18 protein-coding genes are annotated in these 21,985 nt (G+C 73.9%); 8 read left to right on the top strand and 10 right to left on the bottom strand.

Annotated features, from left to right (window positions below; translation table 11 throughout):
- Positions 1-10: 10 nt before the first annotated feature.
- Positions 11-889: a lytic transglycosylase domain-containing protein gene (locus tag OG994_RS02735; RefSeq protein ID WP_120327344.1), complete on the bottom strand. Its 879-nt coding sequence runs from the start codon at positions 887-889 to the stop codon at positions 11-13.
- A gap of 36 nt (positions 890-925) precedes the next feature.
- Positions 926-2,332, bottom strand: coding sequence for a DedA family protein (locus OG994_RS02730; RefSeq protein ID WP_120327343.1), 1,407 nt, complete (start codon positions 2,330-2,332; stop codon positions 926-928).
- A gap of 137 nt (positions 2,333-2,469) precedes the next feature.
- On the opposite strand from OG994_RS02730, the gene typA reads away from it, so the two are divergent.
- A complete protein-coding gene (typA, locus tag OG994_RS02725; RefSeq protein WP_328852094.1) occupies positions 2,470-4,338 on the top strand; it encodes a translational GTPase TypA in 1,869 nt (622 codons plus the stop codon).
- Between the two features lie 152 nt (positions 4,339-4,490).
- Here typA and OG994_RS02720 read toward each other — a convergent pair whose 3' ends face one another.
- Positions 4,491-5,159, bottom strand: coding sequence for a class I SAM-dependent methyltransferase (locus tag OG994_RS02720; protein WP_328852093.1), 669 nt, complete (start codon positions 5,157-5,159; stop codon positions 4,491-4,493).
- Between the two features lie 72 nt (positions 5,160-5,231).
- Between OG994_RS02720 and OG994_RS02715 the strand changes: the two genes are divergently transcribed.
- On the top strand, positions 5,232-6,089 hold the full coding sequence (locus OG994_RS02715; RefSeq protein ID WP_328852092.1) for a serine hydrolase: 858 nt from the start codon (positions 5,232-5,234) through the stop codon (positions 6,087-6,089).
- Positions 6,090-6,259: 170 nt separating this feature from the next.
- Here OG994_RS02715 and OG994_RS02710 read toward each other — a convergent pair whose 3' ends face one another.
- Positions 6,260-7,201 (bottom strand): NAD-dependent epimerase/dehydratase family protein, encoded by a 942-nt coding sequence (locus tag OG994_RS02710; protein ID WP_328852091.1) that lies wholly within the window; start codon positions 7,199-7,201, stop codon positions 6,260-6,262.
- A 107-nt stretch (positions 7,202-7,308) separates the two neighbouring features.
- Here OG994_RS02710 and OG994_RS02705 point away from each other — a divergent pair, with 107 nt between their 5' ends.
- Both OG994_RS02705 and OG994_RS02700 read left to right on the top strand, forming a co-directional pair.
- Positions 7,309-8,016 (top strand): TetR/AcrR family transcriptional regulator, encoded by a 708-nt coding sequence (locus OG994_RS02705; RefSeq protein WP_328852090.1) that lies wholly within the window; start codon positions 7,309-7,311, stop codon positions 8,014-8,016.
- A gap of 102 nt (positions 8,017-8,118) precedes the next feature.
- Complete coding sequence (locus OG994_RS02700; RefSeq protein ID WP_120327337.1) at positions 8,119-8,823, top strand: lysoplasmalogenase; 705 nt, start codon at positions 8,119-8,121, stop codon at positions 8,821-8,823.
- On the opposite strand, the gene OG994_RS02695 is transcribed toward OG994_RS02700, so the two are convergent.
- Positions 8,789-9,622, bottom strand: a complete 834-nt coding sequence (locus tag OG994_RS02695) for a tyrosine-protein phosphatase (RefSeq protein WP_328852089.1) — start codon at positions 9,620-9,622, stop codon at positions 8,789-8,791. The two genes, OG994_RS02700 and OG994_RS02695, sit on opposite strands and share 35 nt — an antisense overlap.
- 43 nt (positions 9,623-9,665) lie before the next feature.
- Between OG994_RS02695 and OG994_RS02690 the strand changes: the two genes are divergently transcribed.
- Together OG994_RS02690 and OG994_RS02685 are read left to right on the top strand one after the other, a co-directional pair.
- Positions 9,666-10,763: a mandelate racemase/muconate lactonizing enzyme family protein gene (locus OG994_RS02690; RefSeq protein ID WP_328852088.1), complete on the top strand. Its 1,098-nt coding sequence runs from the start codon at positions 9,666-9,668 to the stop codon at positions 10,761-10,763.
- Between the two features lie 57 nt (positions 10,764-10,820).
- Positions 10,821-11,738, top strand: coding sequence for a C40 family peptidase (locus OG994_RS02685; RefSeq protein WP_120327427.1), 918 nt, complete (start codon positions 10,821-10,823; stop codon positions 11,736-11,738).
- A 91-nt stretch (positions 11,739-11,829) separates the two neighbouring features.
- Here the strand turns inward: OG994_RS02685 and OG994_RS02680 are convergent, their stop codons facing one another.
- Positions 11,830-12,828: a TerC family protein gene (locus OG994_RS02680; RefSeq protein ID WP_120327334.1), complete on the bottom strand. Its 999-nt coding sequence runs from the start codon at positions 12,826-12,828 to the stop codon at positions 11,830-11,832.
- Between the two features lie 512 nt (positions 12,829-13,340).
- Here OG994_RS02680 and OG994_RS02675 point away from each other — a divergent pair.
- Positions 13,341-13,634 (top strand): antibiotic biosynthesis monooxygenase family protein, encoded by a 294-nt coding sequence (locus OG994_RS02675; RefSeq protein WP_328852087.1) that lies wholly within the window; start codon positions 13,341-13,343, stop codon positions 13,632-13,634.
- A 215-nt stretch (positions 13,635-13,849) separates the two neighbouring features.
- On the opposite strand, the gene OG994_RS02670 is transcribed toward OG994_RS02675, so the two are convergent.
- Together OG994_RS02670 and uvrB are read right to left on the bottom strand one after the other, a co-directional pair.
- Entirely contained in the window at positions 13,850-14,710 is an 861-nt protein-coding gene (locus OG994_RS02670) for a helix-turn-helix domain-containing protein (RefSeq protein ID WP_328852086.1), read from the bottom strand.
- Positions 14,711-14,861: 151 nt separating this feature from the next.
- Positions 14,862-16,970, bottom strand: a complete 2,109-nt coding sequence (gene uvrB / locus OG994_RS02665) for an excinuclease ABC subunit UvrB (RefSeq protein WP_120327331.1) — start codon at positions 16,968-16,970, stop codon at positions 14,862-14,864.
- A 392-nt stretch (positions 16,971-17,362) separates the two neighbouring features.
- On the opposite strand from uvrB, the gene OG994_RS02660 reads away from it, so the two are divergent.
- Positions 17,363-18,808: a hypothetical protein gene (locus tag OG994_RS02660; RefSeq protein WP_328852085.1), complete on the top strand. Its 1,446-nt coding sequence runs from the start codon at positions 17,363-17,365 to the stop codon at positions 18,806-18,808.
- Positions 18,809-18,827: 19 nt separating this feature from the next.
- On the opposite strand, the gene coaE is transcribed toward OG994_RS02660, so the two are convergent.
- Together coaE and rpsA are read right to left on the bottom strand one after the other, a co-directional pair.
- On the bottom strand, positions 18,828-20,009 hold the full coding sequence (coaE, locus tag OG994_RS02655; protein WP_120327330.1) for a dephospho-CoA kinase: 1,182 nt from the start codon (positions 20,007-20,009) through the stop codon (positions 18,828-18,830).
- A 255-nt stretch (positions 20,010-20,264) separates the two neighbouring features.
- On the bottom strand, positions 20,265-21,746 hold the full coding sequence (gene rpsA, locus OG994_RS02650) for a 30S ribosomal protein S1 (RefSeq protein ID WP_120327329.1): 1,482 nt from the start codon (positions 21,744-21,746) through the stop codon (positions 20,265-20,267).
- Between the last annotated feature and the right edge of the window lie 239 nt (positions 21,747-21,985).

Raw genomic sequence — 21,985 nt, 5'->3', positions numbered from 1 at the left:
CCCCCGCGGGTCAGTAGTCCAGGCAGACGCACTCGGTCATGAGGGCCCGCACGTTGCGCACGTACTGCGGGTTGGGGATGGTCAACGGCTCGCCCTCGCGGGCCACCGCGCCGTGGCCGTAGTTGTACGCCGCGATGACCGCGTTCAACAGGCACGAGTTCAGCTCGCTCGTGCACAGGTCGGCGCTCAGGTCGTAGGGATTCTCGTTGGCGTCGAAGTACATGTCGCCGATGTACTTCGTGAGCCAGGCCAGGTAGGTGCCACCCAGGTAGGCGTTGTCGCGGTAGTCGTCGATGTCGTAGCTCTGCTCGAACCGCTGGTTCATCCACTCCGCGGTCGCCGGCATAACCTGCATCAACCCGACGCCGCCGTCGCACGCGACGATGTGGGACTGCCAGCCGCTCTCCTGCCAGGCGGTCGCCTTCAGCAGGTTCAGCGGGATCTTGATCTCCGGCGCCGAGACCGGCCAGTACTGCCGCGCCGCCGCGTCGGACAGGGCCGCCTTGACCTGCGACCGGCTCGCCTCGTCACCCTGGTAGGTGGGCTTGCATCCGGTCGGCGCGGGCCTGGGCGGCGGAGGCGGGACCTGCGTCTCGGTCGGCGGCTTCGGCGTGGGGCGCGGTCCCGCCGTGCGCTTCGGCTTCGGCTTCGGCTTCGGTGAGGCGCTGGGCGAGCGGGTCGGCGCAGTGCCCATCCCCTCCTCGGCCGGGACGGATGGCGCGGCCAGCTCCGCCGGCTCGGCCGAGGCCTCCCCGGACACCACGACGGGAACGTCCGCCGCCACCGGCAGCTCCTGGGGCCGGGCACCCTCGTCGGCGCATCCCCCCGCCGTGACCAGCAGCAGCCCGGCGATCACCGCCGCGCCTGTCCGCACCGCCCGACGACGCATGCCGGCGCCCCTTCCCCCCGTTGACGTCGCCGCACCCTAACAGGGTTCGACCGGGTGCCGTTGCCCCTCGGGGCGGTCCGGCGCGGACGTCGACCGCCCCGTCCCGCCGACCGCCCGGTCGCGGGTGGCCCAGGCGACCATGAACACCGCCGTCCACAGCACCCCGAGCAGGATTCCGGCGACGGCGCCGCTCGCCGTGCTGAGGCCCAGGTAGAGACGGGCCCCGGCCAGGTACACCACCCCGGCGGCGGCACCCGTCCAGGCGGCCACCGCCACCGGCCAGCGGGCCCCCCGGGACAGCAGCCAGGCCAGCGTGCAGAGGCTCGCCGTCACCACGGCGGTCTGGGTCGGGAAGCCGACCCCCGGTCCGGCCCCGTCGCCGCCGGCCAGGCCGGCGGCGACGGCCAGCACCACGAGCGGGACGAACGCGCCCACCGTGCCGACGAGGCCGAGCAGGTCGGCCCGCCACGACCGCCGCCGCCAGGCCAGGACGGCGGCCACCACGGCGACCAGCGCGATCAGCACCGGGCCGCGCAGCACGGACACGGTCGCGTGCACCGCGTCGACCGCGTCGGGGGTACGCCGGTCGGCGAACCACCCCGCGATCGCGTCGTCGACCAGGGACAACCCGCTGTTGCGCACCACGTACTGCAGCAGCGCGGTGAAGGCGAGACCGGCGGCGAAGAGCAGCAGCAGGCCGGTCACCAGGTTGAGCAGCAGCGTCCAGCCGGGGCCGATGCGCATGGCGAGCAGGAAGAAGAGCACCCCGTACCGGCCGGCGAGCCACCGCACCGGCGGCAGGGCGGTGGCCCGGGACAGCAGCGCCCGGACCGGGTCGGGGTTGCGCCCCAGCCAGCGGCCGGCCAGCACCACGGCCGCGAGCGCGGCCAGCAGCACCAGTGCCGCGCCGGTGGCCCGCCCCAGCAGCCGGGACACCGTCTCGTACGACTCGCCGGCCAGGTATCCGGCCAGCACCGAGCCGCCCACCCAGCCCACGACACCGGCCAGGTTCCACGGGGCGAACCGCCGGTACGGCATCCCGGCGGCGCCCGCCAGCCGGGGCACGAGCGTCCGGACGAAGGCGATCCAGCGGGCCGCGAAGACCCCCCGGCCGCCGAGCCGGTTGAGCAGCCCGTCCGCCCGCTGCCAGCGTTCCGGCCCGACCCGCGTGCCCAGCCCGCTGGCCCGCAGCCGCGGCCCGTACCGGCGGCCGGCCCGGAACGCCAGTGTGTCCCCGATCACCGCCGCGACGATCATCACGAGCAGCGCCGGCGCGAGCCGCAGCGTCCCCGCGTACGCTAGGAAGCCGACCAGCAGCAGGGTCGCCTCTCCCGGCACCACCAGACCGAAGATCACGGCGGTCTCCCCCGCGACGATCAGCGCGGCGACCAGGTAGATGAGCAGGGGCGGCAGACCCTGCAGGACGGTCAGCAGGTCGTGCACTCGGCCCCCATGAACACGAGGGTCAGCATGCCAGCCGCCGCAGCGGCTGGGACAGGAGTTTCACCAGAGATCCGGGCACATCCGGGGGTTCACCCCGAGGCGTGCCCGGCGACCGCGGACAGGAGAGTATGGAGGGTATGCAGCTACGCACCGACCTCCGCAACGTCGCCATCATCGCCCACGTCGACCACGGCAAGACGACCCTGGTCGACGCCATGTTGCGGCAGGCCGGCGCGTTCAGCGCCCGGGCCGAGGTGGCCGAACGGGTCATGGACTCCATGGACCTGGAGCGGGAAAAGGGCATCACGATCCTCGCCAAGAACACCGGCGTGCGCTACCTGCCCGCCGACGGCTCGGATCCGGTCACCATCAACATCATCGACACCCCCGGCCACGCCGACTTCGGCGGCGAGGTGGAGCGCGGCCTCACCATGGTCGACGGGGTCATCCTGCTGGTGGACGCCAGCGAGGGTCCGCTGCCGCAGACCCGTTTCGTCCTGCGCAAGGCCCTGCAGGCCCGCCTCCCGATCATCCTGGTGATCAACAAGGTGGACCGGCCGGACGCCCGGATCAAGGAGGTCGTGGACGACACCTACGAGCTCTTCCTCGATCTGGACGCCGACGAGGAGCAGATCGACTTCCCCATCGTGTACGCCTGCGCCCGCGACGGGATCGCCTCGCTGACCCAGCCGGCCGACGGCGCCGTGCCGGACGACAGCCACAACCTCGAGCCGCTGTTCCGCACCCTGCTGGACACCATCCCGCCGCCCGCGTACGAGGAGGACGCGCCGCTGCAGGCGCACGTCACCAACCTCGACGCCTCGCCGTTCCTCGGCCGGCTGGCGCTCTGCCGCGTCCGTCAGGGCACCATCAGCAAGGGTCAGACCGTGGCCTGGTGCCGCACCGACGGCAGCACCCAGCGGGTACGCATCTCCGAGCTGCTGATGACCGAGGGCCTGGAGCGCAAGCCCGCCGAGTCGGCGGGGCCGGGCGACATCATCGCGGTCGCCGGCATCCCCGAGATCATGATCGGCGAGACCCTGGCCGACGCGGAGAACCCGGTCCCGCTGCCGCTGATCACCGTCGACGAGCCGGCGATCTCCATGACCATCGGCACCAACACCTCCCCCCTCGTGGGCCGGGTGAAGGGCGCCAAGGTCACCGCCCGGATGGTCAAGGACCGGCTCGACAAGGAGCTCATCGGCAACGTGTCGCTGCGGGTGCTGCCCACCGAGCGGCCGGACGCCTGGGAGGTGCAGGGCCGCGGCGAGCTGGCGCTGGCCATCCTCGTCGAGCAGATGCGCCGGGAGCAGTACGAGCTGACCGTCGGCAAGCCGCAGGTGGTCACCCGGGAGATCGACGGGCGGACCTGCGAGCCGGTGGAGCGGCTCACCATCGACGCCCCCGAGGAGTACCTGGGCGCCATCACCCAGCTCCTGGCCACCCGCAAGGGCCGCATGGAGCAGCTCGTCAACCACGGCACCGGCTGGATCCGGATGGAGTGGCTGGTCCCCGCCCGGGGCCTCATCGGCTTCCGCACCGAGTTCCTCACCGAGACCCGGGGCACCGGCATCCTGCACCACGTCTTCGAGTCGTACGAGCCGTGGTTCGGCGAGCTGCGTACCCGCGCCACCGGGTCGCTCGTGGCCGACCGGGCCGGCGTGGTCACCGCGTTCGCCATGACGAACCTGCAGGAACGCGGCCAGCTCTTCGTCGAGCCCGGCACCGAGGTGTACGAGGGCATGATCGTCGGGGAGAACTCCCGCTCCGACGACATGGACGTCAACATCACCAAGGAGAAGAAGCTCACCAACATGCGCTCCTCCACTGCGGAGGAGACCGAGAAGCTGATTCCGCCGCGCAAGCTGTCGCTGGAGCAGGCGCTGGAGTTCTGCCGCGAGGACGAGTGCGTCGAGGTCACGCCCGCCGCGGTGCGCATCCGCAAGGTCGTGCTGGACCAGACGCAGCGGGGCCGCCTGGCCGCCCGCCGCAAGCACGCCGGCTGAGCCCCCCTTCGGCCCCGGTGATCATGACGTTGGCGGGCGTTCTGGAGATCAACTCGCCCGCTAACGTCATGATCACCGGCGGGGGCTGGGGAGCCGGAGGGCCGGGCGGGGAGCCAGGGGGACGGGGGGCCAGAGGGACGGGGGGACGGGCGTCAGGGGGTTGGTTTGGTGGCCTGGAGGGCGAGGACGTCGGGGATCGGGCCGGGGCCGGACTCCTCGACACCGGTGAGCACCAGGCCGGCGTCCGCGACGGCGGTGAGCAACCCGCCGAGGGGCAGGTGCCAGGCGCCCACCCGGGCCCGCACCCCTGTGGAGTTCCAGCTCCGGAAGGTGTGCTCCCGCTCCGCGTAACCGCCGTCGACCACGATCCGCTCCGGGTCGGACCGGTCGGCGAACGCGCCGCAGAAGCAGGGGTGCACGCCGACGTGCACGAACCGGCCGCCCGGCGCCAGCACCCGGGCCGCCTCGGCGATGGTCGCCGGGTAGTCCGGCATGTCGGTGTGGGCGAGCACGCACACCACGGCCGGCACGGCGGCGTCGCGCACCGGCAGGGCCGTCGCGTCGGCCCGGGCCACCGGCAGCCGTACGCGCGCGTGCCGCAGCTGCCCCGACGACAGGTCGACGCCCACCGGGTCCCAGCCCAGCCGGCGTAGCTCGGCGGAGTGCGCGCCGGTGCCGCAGCACACGTCGAGGCAGCGCCCCGGGCCGGTGCCCAGCAGCCGGGCCAGGACGTCCCGCACCCGGTCCATGTATCCGGACGCCGTGTCGGAGGCGTACTCCTCGTACCAGTCGGCGATGGCGTCGTACGCGGCGGTCGTCATTCCCGCACGCTAGACCCGCGGCGGCCGCGCCCGCAGCCCCGCGCCCCGCCATGATCCGCTACGGTCACCGGCATGACGTGGGACGATCTCGACGACCGGCTGGCGCGGGTGCCCGGCACCGTCTCGGCGCACGTGGGGCGGCTCGACGCCCCGCCGGCCTGGACGCGCGCGGCGGACGCCACCCACTACGCGGCCAGCACCATGAAGGTGGCGGTGCTCGTCGCGCTGCACCGGGCCGCCGAGGCGGGCGCCCTCGACCTGGACGCCCCGGTGCCCGTGGTCAACGAATTCGACTCGGCGCTGCCGGGGGCGCCCCGCTTCTCCTGCGCCCGGCACTACGACAACGACGACGCCGTCTGGGAGCGGCTCGGCGGCAGCGCGCCGCTGCGCTGGCTGGCCCACCGGATGATCGTCCGGTCCAGCAACCTCGCCACCAACCTCGTCATCGGCCACGTCGGCCTGCCCGCGGTCGCCGACGTCTGGCGGCTCGTCGGCGCCCGGCACAGCGTCACCGGCCGCGGCATCGAGGACTTCGCCGCCCGCGACGACGGCATCACGAACCTGGTCACCGCCGCCGACCTGGCCGCCCTGCTCGGCGCCCTCGCCACCGGCGCGGCGCGCGCCGGTGCGCTCGCATCGCCGGCCGCGTGCGCCGAGATGCTGGACGTGCTCGTCGCGCAGGAGCACCGGGAGGACCTCGCCGCCGGCCTGCCTCCGGGCACCCGCATCGCCCACAAGAACGGCTGGGTGCGCGGGGTCCGCCACGGCGCCGGGGTGGTGTTCCCCGACGACGCGCCCCCGTACGCGATCGTCGTCTGCACCACCACCGACCTCGCCGACGGGGGTCCGAGCGGGGACGCCGACGACGACGCCTGCCAGTTGATCGCCGACGTCTCCGCCCGGGTGTGGGCCGCCCGCCACGACCTGTAGGCCGCGGCCACCCCCGCCGGGAACCGGCCGTACGCCGCGCCCCGCCCGCGATCCGGGCCAGCCGTGAGGGTACGCACGGCCCGACGCGCCTCCGGCAACACGACGCGCGGCCACACGACCGCCCGCGGCACACGTGTGCGATCCGGCGCGCACGGGTGCCGCCGGAAGGCTCAGGGGCGGGTGGCCAACGCCGCGCGGAACCAGTCGACGGTGGCGGCCACCGCCTCCGGCAGCGGCGTCGGCCGGACCCCGAAGTGCGCCTCGTACGCGGAGGAGTCCATCACCTGCGCCTCCTCGTACTGGTAGAACAGCTCCGCGTACTCCCGCATGAAGCTCTCGTCGAACGGCCCCCACGGGCGCGGCGCGTCGAGCACCTCCACGGTGAGCGGGTGACCGACCTCCTGCGCGATGAGCCGGTGCACCTCGCGGGTGCTGCGGGCCGGTGCGGTGGGCAGGTGCCACACCCGCCCGTCGGCCGCCGGGTCGGCGCCGAGGCGGGCCAGGCCGGCGGCCACGTCCGGCAGGTAGCTGTAGCTGTGCGGCAGGTCGATGTCGCCGAGGGCGAGCACCGTGCCCCCGGCCAGCGCGGCCGGGAAGACGGCCCCGCCGAGGCTGGAGTTGAACACCCGGGGGCCGAAGAAGTCGGCCGAGCGGCCCATCACCACCGGCAGCAGCCAGTCCCGGTGCGCGGCGAGGTACGCGGCGTCCAGGTCGGCCCGCATGCGTCCCTTACGGCTGACCGCCCGCCACGGCGTCTGCTCGGTCATCACCGCGCCGCCGGTCGGCCCGTACGGGTAGAGCGTGTCGAGCACGACGAGGCGTGCCCCGGCCGCGGCGGCGCCGGCCAGCACCGCGGTCTGAATCCGCGGCATCACCTCGACCTGCTGGGCGTAGGCGACGTTCGCGCAGTGGTACACGACGCATGCACCGGCCACTGCCGCCGTGGCCTGGGCGGGGTCGGTGAGGTCGGCGGCGACCGCCGTGGCGCCCGGGACCACCGGCTCGCCGGTGCGGCTGACCGTGCGGACGCGGTGGCCGATGTCGATGAGGTGCTCGGCGAGCGTGGTGCCGGCGGGGCCGGTGCCGAGGACGACGTGCAGTTCCGTGCTCATGCCCACTCCTAGTTAGTCATATTAGCTGTGGTTAGGCACTCTAACCGAAGTTAGACTGCGCGTCGAGGTGCCGCACATCACGCGGTCCCCGACCCGGGAGGGATGCCGTGACGGAAGGCAGGGCCGGTGGTCCCCGCGAGCGCTACCGCGCGCAGGTACGCGCCGAGATCAAGCAGGCCGCGCTGGACCAGGTCGCGAACGGAGGGGCGGGAGCCGTGGCCCTCACCGGCATCGCCAAGCGCCTCGGCGTCTCCGGCCCGGCCCTGTACAAGTACTTCGCCAGCCGCGACGACCTGCTCACCGAGCTGATCCTCGACGCGTACGCCGAGGTGGCCACCGCGGTGGCGGCGGCGGCCGAGGCGAGCCGCGACGCCTCCCCGCGCGACCGGCTGCACGCCCTCGCCGCCGCCTACCGGGACTGGGCCCTCGCCCACCCGCAGAAGTACCTGCTGCTCACCGGGCCGCCCAGCCCCACCTACCAGGCGCCCCCGGAGACCGTCGACCGGGCCCGCGCCGTGCTCGGCCCCTTCCTGGCCGTCCTCGCCGAGGGACGCCCCCGCACCGGTGCCGCCGACGTGCGCGACCAGTTGGCCCGGTGGGCCGAGGCCACGCCGGCCGTCGCCGCCTGGGTACGCGCCTTCGCTCCCGACGGCGACGCCGGTGATGCGCTCACCGGCGCGGTGACCGTCTGGGCCCGCCTGCACGGCGTCCTGGGGCTGGCCACGGTCGGCCTCTTCGCCGGGATGGGTTTCGACCCGGCCGCGCTGCTCCACGCCGAGATCGACGCGCTCGCCGACCAGTACGGCCTGCCCTGACCCCGGCCTCCGCCCAGCGACGTCACCACGGGGCCGGTCGACGGACGGCGCGGACGCCTACCCGCCGGTAGGCTGCCCGTACCCCGCACCCCGGAGCCGCCGATGCCCCGCAGCCGTCTCCTCCTGGCCGCCTTCGTGGCGGTGGCCGCCGCGAACCTGCTCGCGAACGCCGCCGACCACCGCGTCGCCGAACTGGTCACCAAGCCGCTGCTCATGCCGCTGCTCGCCGCCCACCTCTGGCAGGCCACCACCGCGCAGGGCCGGCGCACGCCCCGGCTGATCCTCGCCGCGCTGGCCCTGTCCACCGGCGGCGACGTCGCCCTGCTCGGCACCGGCACCGGCTGGTTCCTCACCGGGATGGCCCTCTTCCTCGGCGCGCACCTGTGCTACGTCGCCGCCTTCACCCGGCACGGCGCCGCCGCCGCGCTGCGCCGCCCGCCGCTGCTCGCCGTCCCCCTGGCGTACGGGCTGCTGACCGCCGCCGCGCTGGCCTGGATGTGGCCCGGGCTCACCGACGCCGGGCTCGCGGTCCCGGTCACGGGCTACGCGCTCGCCCTGTCCACCATGGCCACCACGGCGGCCGCCCACGGCTGGCGGGTCGGCCTCGGCGGCGCGCTGTTCCTCGCCTCCGACCTGCTGATCGCCACCGGCGTGGCCGGCGTCCTCGACCCGCCCGGCGCCCCCGTGCTGGTCATGGCCACGTACGCGGCCGGGCAGGCGCTGATCGTCACCGGTCGGGCCGCCCCACCCCCGGCCGCGCCCCGCCGGGCGGTCACTCCAGCAGCTGCGCCCGCAACGCCGCGATGACCTCGTCGGTGAGCCCGAGGCCGTCGCGCAGGTACGCCTCGACCGAGCCGTGCACCCGGCGCACCTCGTCGTAGGCGGCATCGAGGTACTCCGGACGCACCTCCAGCACCGGCAGCACCGCCTCGACGTCCAGCTCCGGCTGCCGGCGGCGCATCGCCTCCAGGAGCACCGCCCGCAGGCTCTCGGTCAGCGCGTTGTTACGCAGGTACTCGGCCCGGATCGCCTCCTCGTCGACGCCGAGCGCCGTCAACAGGATCACCGTGAGCCAGCCGGTGCGGTCCTTGCCGGCCGAGCAGTGGTACACCAGCGGCAGGTTCTCCGGCCGGGCCGCCAGCCGCACCGCCTCGGCGAAGCCGGCCCGCGCCGACTCCCCCGTCACGAACCAGCGGTAGATCGCCGCCATGGCCGCCGGCGTACCCTGCCGGGCCAGCTCGGCGTACGCCGTCAGGTCGTGCCCCAGCAGCACGGCCGAGACGTACGTGAAGACGGGGTGCTCCGGATCGTGCACCGGCAGGTGCACCGTCCGTGGCTCGCCGACGAGCCGGTCCGCCGGCGCCACCGCGATCTCGGAGGCGTCCCGCAGGTCGATCACGCAGGCCGGCGCGAGCTTGCCGAGCACCGTGAGGTCGTCGTCGGTCAACCGACCCAGCGCCGGCGTACGGATCAGCCGGCCCGTCCGCACCCGGCGGCCGTCCGCGCCGACCAGCCCGCCCAGGTCACGCGCGTTCGGCGCGCCCACCAGCGCCCATTCCCGCCCGCCCGCCGGCTCCCCCACGATCCGCTCGCCACCCTCGCTCATCCGGCCGCCCCTTCGCCCAAGCCCTGCGTATAGGGTGCCGCACATGACGATCGCCGCGGTACGCACCTACCGGCTCACCGCCCCCTTACACACCCCGTTCGTCACCGCGCTGCGCCGTACCACCACCGTGGACACCCTCGTCGTCGAGGTGGTCGACACCGACGGCCGTTCCGGGTTCGGCGAGGCGCCGCAGGTGTGGCAGGTGACCGGCGCGTCGATCGAGGGCTCCGAGGCGTGCGTCCGGCAGCTGCTCGGCCCGCTGCTCACCGGCCGCGACCCGGACGAGCTGGTGGCCCTCTGCACGCAGGTGCAGCGCGCGGTCGTCGGCAACGAGGCCGCCAAGATGGCCGTCGACGTCGCGCTGCACGACCTCGCGGCCCGGCGGCTCGGCGTACCGCTGGCCCGGCTGCTCGGCGGCACGACGCTCACCGTCCCCACCGACGTCACGCTCGCCGCCGGCGAGGCCGCCGACCTCGCCGACACCGCCCGCAGGCGCGTCGCCGAGGGCTTCGACGTGCTCAAGCTCAAGGTCGGTACGGACGCGGCCGGCGACCTGGACCGCGTCCGGGCCGTCCGCGCCGCCGTCGGTCCCGGCGTGCGGATCCGCCTCGACGCCAACCAGGGCTGGACCCCGCGGGAGGCGGTGCGGGTGATCCGCGGGATCGAGGACGCCGGGCTCGACGTGGAGCTGGTCGAGCAGCCCGTCCCCCGGTGGGACCTCGACGGGCTGGCCTGGGTCAGCGACCGGGTGGACGTGCCGATCCTCGCCGACGAGGCGGTCTTCGGGGTCCGCGACCTCGTCGAGGTGATCCGCCGCCGCGCGGCCGACCTCGTCAACGTGAAGCTCGCCAAGTGCGGCGGCCTGCACCCGGCGCGCACCCTGCTCGACCTGGCCACGGCGCACGGCCTCGGCACGGTCGTGGGATCCATGATGGAGAGCGGGATCGGCATCGGGGCGGCGGCCAGCCTGGTCGCCGCGTACGGCACCAGCGCCGTGTCCGACCTCGACGCCGCCTGGTGGCTGGCCGACTCGCCGGTCCGCGGCGGCATCCGCTACGACGGCGCCACCGTGGTGCTGCCCGACGCTCCGGGGCTCGGTGTCACGTCGGTCGCTGAAGCAAACATTCAGACGGTCGGTTGAGGCTCGTTGATTTCTTTCATAGGGTCGCGGGAGCGGAGGCACGAGGTGGGGGTGGACGTGGAGCTGCAACCGGGCCGCGAGGCCGTCGTCCGGGTCGCGGTGGCGACACTCTGGAAGTCCCCCGAGGCGGTACGACCGGTGGACCGCCCCGCCCTCGCCGCGCGCACCGACATTCCGGGATGGATCTCGGGGATGGACAGCGACCAGCAGGTCGGCGACTGCGTGCTGAGCCAGCTGCTGCTCGGTGAGCGGGTCCTCGTCACCGACGTCCGCGCGGACGGCTGGGCGCACGTGATCGCCGTCGAGCAGCCCGCCGCCAAGCTCGACCCGCGCGGCTACCCCGGCTGGCTCCCCGCCGACCAGCTCGCCCCGGCTCCGGCGGCCGACGGCGTCACCCCGATGGTGGTGGACGCCGTGGCCAGCGCGCTGCACGCCGCCCCCGACGGTCCCGTCGTGCTGCCCGGCGTCATCCTCGGCACCCGGCTCGCGGCGGCCGGCCCGGCACGCGAGGGCTGGCGGCCCGTGCACGCCCCCGGCCACGCCGACCCGCTCTGGCTGCCCGAGGCGCATCTCGCCGCGCTGCCGGCGGACCCGCCGACGGCCGCGGAGGTCCTCGCGGTGGCGCAGCGGCTGCGGCACGTGGTCTACATCTGGGGCGGGGTCTCCGCGTACGGCATCGACTGCTCGGGCCTGGTGCACCTGGCCTGGCGCCGCTTCGGGGTACGGCTGCCGCGTGACGCCGACGACCAGGCCGACGCCACCACCCCGCTGGCGCTGGGCGACGAACGCCCCGGCGACCTCTACTTCTTTGCCCGCCCCGGCCGGAAGATCCACCACATCGGGATCGTCACGGCCGAACCCCGCGACGGCGGCGACCGGCGGATGCTGCACGCCTGCTACCGGCAGCGCCGGGTGCTCGAGGAACAGCTGCCCGCCGACCGCGTCGCCACCCTCGTCGGCGCCCACCGGGTCTGACCCTCGCCGCCCGCACGTGGGGCGCCTCCCGGGAGGCGCCCCGCCGCACGTCATCCGCCCGCGTCGGCGGCCATGAGCCCGCGCCGTGCGCTCAGCCGCGCGCCTCGGCGAGTGCGCGGCGCCGGTCCCGGGCCGACTTGACGAGGCTCGCCGCCGTGGCCACCAGCAGCGTGCCGACGATGACCAGCAGGGACAGCCAGATCGGAATGTGCGGGGCCCAGGCCACGTGCTCGCCGCCGTTGATGAACGGCAGGTTGTTGTCGGCGAGCGCCTCCAGCACCAGCTTGACGCCGATGAAGCCGAGCACCACGGCCAGGCCGTAGCTGAGGTAGATCAGCCGGTCGAGCAGGCCGCCGAGCAGGAAGTAGAGCTGCCGCAGCCCCATGAGGGCGAAGACGTTGGCCGTGAAGACCAGGTACGCCTCCTGCGTGATCCCGAAGATCGCCGGGATCGAGTCCAGCGCGAAGATCAGGTCGGTGGTGCCGATCGCGATCATCACGATCAGCATCGGGGTGAACAGGCGACGGCCGTTCTCGTGGGTCGTGAACCGCGCCCCGTCGTAGCCGCGGGAGACCGGCAGCGCCTTGCGGCTCCAGCGGATCAGCACGTTCTCGGAGAACTCGTCCTCGTCCGGCTCGCCCTGCCGCGCCAGGTTGACGGCGGTGTAGATGAGGAACGCGCCGAAGATGTAGAAGACCCAGGAGAACTGGGAGATCAGCGCGGCGCCGGCGGCGATGAACCCGCCCCGCATGACCAGCGCCAGCACGATGCCGATGAGCAGCACCTTCTGCTGGTACGGCCGGGGCACGCCGAACCGGGCCATGATGATCACGAAGACGAACAGGTTGTCCACCGACAGGCTGTACTCGGTCAACCAGCCCGTGTAGAACTGGCCGGCCGCGCTCGCACCGGAGAACAACCACAGGCCCGCGCCGAAGAGCAGCGCCAGGCCCACGTAGAAGCCGACCCAGAGACTCGACTCGCGCACGCTCGGCTCGTGCGGGCGGCGGCCGATGATGAGCAGGTCGACCAGCAGGACCGCGATCAGCGCGACGAGCGTTCCCGCCCAGACCAGCCCGGACACGTCCAACGTTCATTCCTCCGGCAGACACGCGGCGACCGGCACACCGTACGCCCGATGGGCGTGCGGTGTGCCGGCGATGCTCGCTGTGGTGACTGTCGGAGGTCTCTTCCGTCACCACGAGGGGTGGTGACCGGCGGGGCCGGGTCGCGCCACCTCGGGTGGTCGACCGTGCTGACGACTCCGCCACGGGGGAATACTCCCCTCCTCGATCACCATTGTGGCGCACGTGGTCGGGTGACCGCACGCCGGGCGTCGGTGGCACCAGCCACGCACGGTCGTCCGGAGCGCGGTGCGGTTAGCGTTCTCACATCCGGCAGGGCATCCTAGGAGACTGGGCTGTGGGGTGGAGCGGCGGCTCGGGGGCGGTGCAGGCCGGGGCGGCGGGGCGAGAACCCCACCGACCACCGTGGGGGCGTCCGGCCGCGAGTGCCTGTCGAGCTGCCCCAGATCTGGGGCAGCTCGACGTGGCGGGGCCACCCGCCCCGCGGCGGGCACCGGCGGCGTGGGAGGCTTCCGGCATGGTGCTCGAAGTTGCGCTGATCGACGTCCTGCCCGGCCACGAGGACGCGTTCGCGGCCGCGTACGCCCAGGGACACCCCATCCTCGCGGGCACGCCCGGCTGCCGCTCGGTGCGGATGACCCGGGGCATCGAGTCCCCGACCCGCTTCGTGCTGCTCGTCGAGTGGGACTCGATCGAGGCGCACGACGACAACTTCCGCGCCACCGAGCGGTTCACGCAGTGGCGCGCCCTCATCGGGCCGCACTTCGCCAACCCGCCGGTCGTCGAGCACTTCCTCGACGTGCCGGCCTGAGGCCGGCACCGGGCCGCGCGACGCAGCGGGCTTGTCCTGGCGCCGACGCAGCGGGCTTGTCCTGGCGCCGACGCAGCCGGGCCTGTCCTGGCCCGACCCGCCGGGCACGACCGGCCGGACTGTCGTAGCCCTGTCCTATCCTCCCGAGCGCGTGCGGGCCACCGGTCCCCGACGGGCTCGGGGGCGCCGGGCCCGGTGGCCGCGCACGCCGCCGGTCAGTCGCCGAGGTCGCGCGTCAGCGCCGTCACCGTCTCCTCCGCCGAGAGCGCGACCGCCAGCAGCGCCTCGGTGATCCGCTCGTACCGGTCGACGTCCGCGGCGGTCGCCAACCGCACGTCGGTCGTGAGGGCCTCCAGCATCACCGTGTGGGGGTCGGCGGGGTCCGGGAAGGCGTAGCAGGAGTACGGCGTGAGAGGCTGCAACCCGTGACCCGCGGACGCGCCCCGGGGCAGCAGCCGGACGGTCACGTGCGGCAGGTCGGCCAGCGCCACCAGGTGCCGCACCTGCTCCCGCCACACCGGCGCCGGGACGTCCCCCGGGTCGCAGGCGGCCTCGCCGAGCAGGGCCGTGTAGCGGGGCGGGTCCGCGCGGCGCAGCACCTCCTGCCGCACGCCCCGGGCCCGCACCTCGGCGTCCACGTCGAGCGCCGGGTCGAGCGCCGCGCTCGCGGTGAGGCGCAGCCGGGCGTACGCCGGGGTCTGCAACAGCCCCGGCACGACGACCGGCTGGTACTCGACGATGCGGGCCGCGCCCGCCTCCAACTCGGCGTACGTGCGCTGCCGCTCCCCCATCTCGCCCAGCGCCTTCCACCAGCCGCGGCTCGTGGCGGCGTCCCGCGCGATGACGATCAGCTCGTCCCGCAGCGGCGCCGGCACCTGGTAGACGTCGAGCAGGTCGAGCACGTCGGCCAGGTCGGGCCGGCTCTGGCCCAGCTCGATGCGCGACAGCTTGGACGTGGAGGCCCAACCCAGCCGGTCACAGACCTGCTCCAGGGTCAACGCCTCACGCCGGCGCAGCTGGCGCAACTCGGCACCGAGCCGTACGCGGCGAATGACAGGACTCGTTGGCAACGGCATCCGGGCCTCCCCACCGAGGGAGAGTACGCAGGACAGTCACACACTGCAATACCTTGCTTGCGCAACGCAATCGCGGCCGGCCCCGCAGGACGACGGGCGGGAGCCCGACGCGGACGTGCCGCGCGGACTCCCGCCCGTCGCGGGACTCGCCTCACTTCACGCCGGCGGCGTCCATCCCCCGCAGTTCCTTCTTGAGGTCGGCGATCTCGTCGCGGATCCGGGCGGCCAGCTCGAACTGCAGTTCCCGGGCGGCGGCCAGCATCTGGTCGTTGAGCTCCTGGATGAGCTGGGCGAGGTCGGCCCGGGCCATCCCCTCGCGCGACGGGGTGGCGGCGGCCCGGCCGCGGCTGCGGGTCTCCTTCACCGGCGCCTTGCCCCGCGACAGCTGCCGCACCGCCCCGCCCACGCGGGTGCTCTGCGCCGTGTCCTCCGCCTCGCGGTAGATGTCGTCGAGGATGTCGTGGATCTTCTTGCGCAGCGGCTCCGGGCTGATGCCGTGGGCCTCGTTGTGCGCGATCTGCTTGGCCCGCCGCCGGTTGGTCTCCTCGATGGCGTCCGCCATCGACGGGGTGATCTTGTCGGCGTACATGTGCACCTGGCCGGAGACGTTACGCGCCGCCCGGCCGATGGTCTGGATGAGCGACCGGCCGCTGCGCAGGAAGCCCTCCTTGTCGGCGTCGAGGATCGCCACCAGCGACACCTCGGGCAGGTCGAGGCCCTCCCGGAGCAGGTTGATGCCGACCAGCACGTCGTAGTCGCCCTTGCGCAGCTCGCGCAGCAGCTCCACCCGGCGCAGCGTGTCGACCTCCGAGTGCAGGTACCGCACCCGGATGCCGTTCTCCAGCAGGTAGTCGGACAGGTCCTCGGCCATCTTCTTGGTGAGCGTGGTGACCAGCACCCGCTCGTCCCGCTCGGTACGCAGCTTGATCTCGTGCATCAGGTCGTCGATCTGCCCCTTCGTGGGCTTCACGATGACCTCCGGGTCGATCAGGCCGGTCGGGCGGATCACCTGCTCGACGAACTCGCCCTGGGACTGCTCCAGCTCCCACGGGCCGGGGGTCGCGGAGAGGAAGACCATCTGGCCCACCCGCTCCAGGAACTCGTCGAACCGCAGCGGCCGGTTGTCGGCGGCGCTGGGCAGCCGGAAGCCGTGGTCGATGAGCATCCGCTTGCGGGAGGCGTCGCCCTCGTACATGCCGCCGATCTGCGGGATGGTCACGTGCGACTCGTCGACGACGGTGAGGAAGTCGTCGGGGAAGTAGTCCAGGAGGCAGTGCGGCGGGCTGCCGGGGAGCCGGCCGTCGATGTGCATCGAGTAGTTCTCGATGCCCGAGCAGAAGCCGACCTGCCGCATCATCTCGATGTCGTACGTCGTGCGCATCCGCAGCCGCTGGGCCTCCAGCAGCTTGCCCTGCCGCTCCAGCTCCGCGAGGCGCTCGGCCAGCTCGGCCTCGATGCCGCGGATCGCCCGCTCCATCCGCTCCGGACCGGCCGCGTAGTGGGTGGCCGGGAAGATCAGCAGGTGGTCGACCTCGCGGACCACGTCACCGGTGAGCGGGTTGAGGTAGTAGAGCTTCTCCACCTCGTCGCCGAACAGCTCGATCCGGACGGCCAGCTCCTCGTACGCCGGGATGATCTCCAACGTGTCGCCGCGGACCCGGAACGTGCCCCGGTTGAAGGCCATGTCGTTGCGGGTGTACTGGATGTCGACGAGGCGGCGCAGCAGCTGGTCGCGGTCGAGTTCCTGCCCGACGGCCACCCGGACCGCCCGGTCCAGGTACTCCTCCGGAGTGCCCAGGCCGTAGATCGCCGACACGGTGGCCACCACGACCACGTCGCGGCGGGTCAGCAGCGACATGGTCGCCGAGTGCCGCAGCCGCTCGACCTCCTCGTTGATCGAGGAGTCCTTCTCGATGTAGGTGTCGGTCTGCGGGATGTACGCCTCGGGCTGGTAGTAGTCGTAGTAGGAGACGAAGTACTCGACGGCGTTGTGCGGCAGCAGCTCGCTGAACTCCTTGGCCAGCTGCGCGCAGAGCGTCTTGTTGGGCGCCAGCACCAGCGTCGGCCGCTGCAACCGCTCGATGAGCCACGCGGTGGTGGCGCTCTTGCCGGTGCCGGTCGCGCCGAGCAGCACGGTGCTGCGGTCGCCGCGCCGGACCCGCCGCTCCAGTTCGTCGATGGCGGCCGGCTGGTCGCCGGCGGGCTGGAACTCGCTGACGACCTGGAAACGGCCGTCGAGCCGGGGAATGTCGAGCGCCATGACCTCAACGGTACGCCGACGGTCCGACAGGATCGGCCCGCACGCAGGGTACGTGATCAGCTTCGATATTCCCATTGTGTGGCACATGCCACCCGGCTACCCTCAACGCGTAGGCCGCTCGCGGCGGCCGACCGGGCGCGTGGCCGGGCCGACATCAACTCCGGCTCGCCGCCCCCGGCACGGTGGTCGCAGCACCCGGTAGCCCGGCGTGCGCACCCGATGTGGTCGCGCTGAAGGCGCAGACCGGCCGCCGCGAGCGCCCCCACTCGTCACCCAGCCGCCGTCCGGGCGTTCAACAACTCGTGGACACCTCCCGAGCCCGGGCCGCCCGCCCGGATCCCGCGGGCACGTCCCCGGCCGCCCGCGCCGGCCCGACCCGCTCCGTTCCGCCCGTGACCGTGCCGCCGCCCGGACCGGCCGGCACCGGTGCGGACGACACCGGCCTGCTGCCGAAGGTCGTGGCCCGCCGCCGCCGTCACCTGCTGGCGCTGCTCGGGCTCGTCGCCGTCCTGTCCGCCGCCGGGCTGGTGCTCGGGCTGCTCAGCTGGGCCCCCGAGCCGGCCGACCCGCCCCGGGCGCTGACCGCCGCGGAGAGCCAGCGGCTGGCCGCCGTGCGGGTCACCAACTACCGCGACCTGCGGGCCGGGGTCCAGGTGACGTTCGGTGCGGGCGCGGCCCGCACCGAACTCGTCGGCTGGGTCGACTGGTCCCGGCCGCTGCTCTACGTCGACGTCGGCGGCCCGGGGGCGGGAAGCGAGCGGGGGCTGCTCCAGGCGACTCCCACGGTGGTGGTGATCCGCCACGACCCGACGGCGACGCCCACCGCCGCGCGGCCCCCACTCGTGCCCCCGGCCGACCGCTGGCGGCTGCACGAGCTGGCCGCCGGCAGCGCCCTGCGCCCCGTCCTGGACCTCCTGTTCGACCTCGCCGCCGACCGTCCCGACCCGGCCGGCGCCCCGCCCGTGGCGGACGCCCGCTGGGTGGCCCGGGAGGACGTCGAGGTCGGTCCGGTCGACGTGTTCGAGGCACCGCTGCCCGGTCGGGCGGCGGCCGGCGCGCCCCCACCCGACCCGGCCCGGTACTGGGTCGACGCCGACGCCCGCCTGCACCGGCTGACCGCCCGGCTCGCCGCCGCGGGGCCGGTGACGGTGACCGTGAACCGCCCGGACCGCCCGACCCTGCGCCCGGTCGACGCCCTGGGCGGCCGTCCCGGCCTGCCCCGGGCCCTCACCACCGCCGAGCAGGCCCGGTTGCAGCGCCTCCCCGAGCGGCTCCGCGCCCGCGGTGGCGCCACCGTGACACTCACCGCCCCGGTCGACCCGCGCACCAATCTGCGCGGCACGGGCTGGCTGAGCTGGACCGCCCGCACCGCGTACCTGGCGGTGACCGACCTCCGCACCCCGGAACGCCGGACCCTGCTGCGACGCGGCGCCGACGCGACCGTACGCGCGACGGTCACCGCCGAGGGAGACCCGGAGAAGCCGGCGCCCCCTCCGCTCCCCCCGCCCGCCGGCGCCGGCTGGACGTCGGAGCGGGCCGGGACGGACGCGCTCACCCGGCTCGTCGACGCGGCCCTCGCCGCCGGCCGGTCCACGCCACGCGGCACGGCGGTGCGGCTGCGTGAGGACAGCGTGGCCGACCGGGCCGTGGACGTCGTGGAGCTGCGCGGCGGCGGGGACCAGCTGCGCTACTGGATCGACCGCGACGGCCTGCTGCGCCGCGTCGAGCTGCGCACCCGGCCGGGGGTCTGGGCGCAGCTCGATTTGACTCCCGGTTCGGTGCCGCCGCTGCCCGCACCGACGCCCGCCCACGCACCGTCCGGGCGACCGTCGAGGTGAACCCGCCGGCTGGCGGCCCTCAGGGACGCCAGCCGGTTTGCGCGGCCCACTCCTCGGCCCGCAGGTACTCCTCGTCGAACCACGGATCGCGGGCCGTCGTGTAGGCCGCGCTGTCCGGCGCGGAGGCCGCCAACTCCCGCTTCAGCAGCAGGTACGCGGCCCGCTGGCCCGGGTCGGCGCGCAGGTGGTCGCGCATCAGCAGCGCGTGCCGCCAGCCCGGCGAGTCGGCCGAACGGACGTGCAGGCTGACCGGGCGGGCCGGGTCGGCGCTGCCGTGCAGCCGCTTCTCCCACCGGTCGCCGCCCACGGGTCGGGGATCGTCCCACCGGTCACCCGACACCCGCGGAAACCCGGCGTCGGCCAGTCGTCGGGCGAACTCCCCGTCGGCCTCCGCGAGGCTGGGCACGGTGAGCTGGATGTCGATGACGTCCTTGGCGGCCAGCCCGGGGACCGCGGTGGAACCGATGTGGTCGATCCGCAGGTCCGCCGGGGCGAGCGCGTGCCGGATCCGGGCCGCCAGGCGGGCGTACTGCTGCGGCCACGTCGGGTCGTACTCGACCAGCTCCACCCGCCCCGGATCGGCCACCCGCCGCTCGCGCACGTTGCGCTCGTACGGCACCAGCCGGCCGTCCCAGAGCGCGTCGACCGCCGCGTGCAGCGCCGCCAGGCTGCCGTCGTTGCGCAGCAGCACGTCGGCCGCCGCGCGCCGGCGGGCGTCGTCGGCCTGCGCGGCGATGCGCCGCTGGGCCTCCTCCCGGGTCATCCCCCGGTCGCGGGCCAACCGCTCCAGGCGGGTCGCCACGGCCGTCTCCACGACGACCACGAGGTGGTACGTGGGCACGAGCCCCACCTCGACGAGGAGCGGCACGTCGTTGACCACGACCGCGTCGGGTGCCGCCGCGGCGGCCAGCTCGGCCGTGCGGGCCCGGACCCGGGGATGGGTGATGGCCTCCAGCCGGCGCCGGGCGGCCTCGTCACCGAAGACGATGGCGCCGAGCGCGGCACGGTCGAGGCTGCCGTCGGCGGTCAGCACGCGCGGGGAGAACGCGTCGACGATCTCGGCGAGCCCCGCGCTTCCGGGCGCGACCACCTCGCGGGCGACCCGGTCCGCGTCGATGAGCACGGCGCCCCGTGCGACGAGCCGCGCGGCCACGGCGCTCTTGCCCGATCCGATCCCCCCGGTCAACCCCACCATCAGCACGGCACCAGTCAACCGGATGCCGCCCGCCGCGCCAAACCGGCCCCCGGGCCCCGCGGCGGTCGGGCGGGCTTCGGCCGAGGCGCCGTTCACCCCGCCGCCCCGGCTCGGGACGTGGGGGTCCCACGCCCTACCGGACGCTCCTAGGCGGGCCGGCCCGATCGGTGCGGGCGGGAGCGGGTCCGGCCCACGACGAAGGCCCCGCCCCCGGCGATCCGGAGATCGCGGGGACGGGGCCCGTCGTGGTGAATCAGCGGGTCACTTGCCGCCGGCGAGCTTCTCCCGCAGGGCGGCGAGGGCCTCGTCGGTGGCCAGCGTGCCGGAGGGCTCCTCCTGGCGGCTCGGGGCCGCGCTGGACGAGACAGCACCGGTGGTGGCCGGCGCCGGGTTCGCCGCGGCCTCGGCCTCGGCGGCACGCGAGTTCTGCACCTGCCGCTGGTGGGCCTCCCACCGCTGGCGCGCCTCCGCGTACTGCTGCTCCCAGGCCTCGCGCTGCTTCTCGTACCCCTCGAGCCACTCGCCCGTCTCCGGGTCGAAGCCCTCCGGGTAGATGTAGTTGCCCTCGGCGTCGTAGGTCGCGGCCATGCCGTAGAGGGTCGGGTCGAAGTGCTCCTCGCCCTCGACGAAGCCCTCGTTGGCCTGCTTGAGCGACAGCGAGATCCGGCGCCGCTCCAGGTCGATGTCGATGACCTTGACGAGAACCTCGGAGCCGACCTGCACGACCTGCTCCGGGATCTCCACGTGGCGCTCGGCCAGCTCGGAGATGTGGACCAGGCCCTCGATGCCGTCGTCGACCCGGACGAACGCACCGAACGGCACCAGCTTGGTGACCTTGCCCGGCACGATCTGCTGGATCGCGTGGGTGCGGGCGAACTGCCGCCACGGGTCCTCCTGCGTCGCCTTCAGCGACAGCGAGACCCGCTCGCGGTCCAGGTCGACGTCCAGGACCTCGACCTCGACCTCCTGGCCCACCTCGACGACCTCGGACGGGTGGTCGATGTGCTTCCAGGACAGCTCGGAGACGTGCACCAGACCGTCCACGCCGCCGAGGTCGACGAACGCGCCGAAGTTGACGATCGAGGACACGACGCCCTTGCGGACCTGCCCCTTCTGGAGCTTGTTGAGGAACTCGGTGCGCACCTCGGACTGGGTCTGCTCCAGCCAGGCCCGGCGGGACAGGACCACGTTGTTGCGGTTCTTGTCCAGCTCGATGATCTTGGCCTCGAGCTCGCGGCCGACGTACGGCTGCAGGTCACGCACGCGCCGCATCTCGACCAGGGAGGCGGGGAGGAAGCCGCGCAGCCCGATGTCGAGGATGAGGCCACCCTTGACCACCTCGATGACGGAACCGCGGACGACGCCGTCCTCGTCCTTGATCTTCTCGATCGTGCCCCAGGCCCGCTCGTACTGCGCCCGCTTCTTCGAGAGGATCAGACGCCCCTCCTTGTCCTCCTTCTGGAGGACAAGGGCCTCGATGTGGTCACCGACCGACACGACCTCGGCCGGGTCCACGTCGTGCTTGATCGACAGCTCCCGAGAGGGGATGACGCCCTCGGTCTTGTAGCCGATGTCGAGCAGGACCTCGTCCCGATCGACCTTGACGACGGTGCCTTCGACAATGTCGCCGTCGTTGAAGTACTTGATGGTCTCGTCGATCGCCGCGAGGAAAGCTTCCTCCGAGCCGACGTCGTCGACGGTGACCTTGGTGGCGCTCGAGGGAGCCTCGATGCTGCTCGTCATGTGGGCGGTTGCTCCGGTCGGATGGGTTGTCACAGCAGGCTTGGTGTCGCGGTGACCCGATCGCGCCAGCGGACCCGTCGCTTGGCGCACCGAACGATTGCCAGATGCGATGATGTGGCGCCGTCAGTGGCTTCGTCGGTGGCCTCGTCGACAGCGCACCTGCTCCCTGCCGAGGTGCACGATCCGCGAGCGCATCGTCTAGCCTACCCTGCGCATTACCACAGCGTGCAAGCCCTCCC

This window comes from Micromonospora globbae, assembly GCF_036184225.1.
GTDB classification, from domain to species: domain Bacteria; phylum Actinomycetota; class Actinomycetes; order Mycobacteriales; family Micromonosporaceae; genus Micromonospora; species Micromonospora globbae.
The sequence above is the reverse complement of the archived record's forward strand: the minus strand, read 5'-3'. Positions and strand labels throughout refer to the sequence as shown.